Here is a 1,169-nt window from a genome sequence, read left to right on the forward strand (position 1 = left end):
GGCGATAAAGGCAGGCGGACTTGAAGGATTAAGAGCAATCCTTAGCTGATATTATCCCTTTATTTTTAGATAAAATAATATAAAAGGAGCCTAGATGCAAAAACCGCAAAAAATAATCCCGCAATCCGGTAGCAACAAATACGAACGCATAAACGAAATAGCCACCTTAATTAGCAGAAAACCCCATTCCATCTCCGAGCTCGCGGAAAAATTCGGAGTTTGCACCAAAACTATCCAAAGAGACCTTTACGAGGTGCTAGCGAAAAATGAAGCTGTAAGAAACGGCAGGATGTGGAGCATAGATAAAACTAAAATCAAAGATGGCTTAGATCAGGAAGAGCGCACCGTCATAAATATCCTCGATAATATCTCAAAAACCATGGGCGTAAATTTCTACTCAAAGGCCCACGTTTTGCTAGAACAGATCACAAATCGGCTAAATCATCCGATTTTAACAAATATAAGCAGCGAGAAATTAAGTGAAGATGACTTTATAAATTTCGAACTGCTTGAAAACGCTATCAAAGAGAGAAGCTTGGTGCAGTGCGAATACGCCGGTTTTAAATTTAAGATAAAGCCGCTAAAACTAGCGATGTTTGACGGATTTTGGTATTTGCTATTTTTAGATACGAATAAAAACGATACCTTCAAGAAATTCCACTTAAAAAGCATCGCAAATATTAGAATTCTTGAGGAGAAATTTAAATTAGACGCCAAAATAGAGGAGAGGATTAAAAATATAAACTCCGCCTGGGCAACGCTAGATAAGCCAAATACCGCTAGAGCGCTTTTAGCTCCGCAGATAAAGAAATATTTCGAGAGAAAACCCTACGCTAAGCAGAGCATAACAGGACTTGATGCCGATGGCTCGGTCGTAATCTATATAGAATTTACTAATTTAATGGAGATAAAGCCGCTTATTTACTACTTCATTCCGTTTATCAAAGTGCTAGAACCAAAGGAGTTAGCCGATACGATAAAAGATGAGATAGAAAGGTATTTAGAAGAGATAAAATGAAAATTTCATATGAAATAAAGATAAAATTTGGCGATTTATTGGACGCACAAGCGGATTATCTGATAAATCCTTCAAATACGGCGATGCTGCTTGGCAACGGCGTGTCTATGGCTTTTAAGAGGCATTGCGGTGAAGCGCTAGAAAAATACAT

General features: G+C 38.0%; 1 protein-coding gene. It reads left to right on the forward strand.

Annotated elements, in window-relative coordinates; translation table 11 throughout:
- Nucleotides 1–94 precede the first annotated feature (94 nt).
- Nucleotides 95–1,018 carry a WYL domain-containing protein gene (locus tag Q0620_RS09570; RefSeq protein WP_298784780.1) on the forward strand — a complete coding sequence of 308 codons (924 nt, stop codon included), beginning with the start codon at nucleotides 95–97 and terminating at the stop codon, nucleotides 1,016–1,018.
- Nucleotides 1,019–1,169: the final 151 nt, after the last annotated feature.

Origin of the sequence: uncultured Campylobacter sp., from assembly GCF_938017615.1 — a bacterium.
In the GTDB taxonomy this organism is placed as follows: domain Bacteria; phylum Campylobacterota; class Campylobacteria; order Campylobacterales; family Campylobacteraceae; genus Campylobacter_B.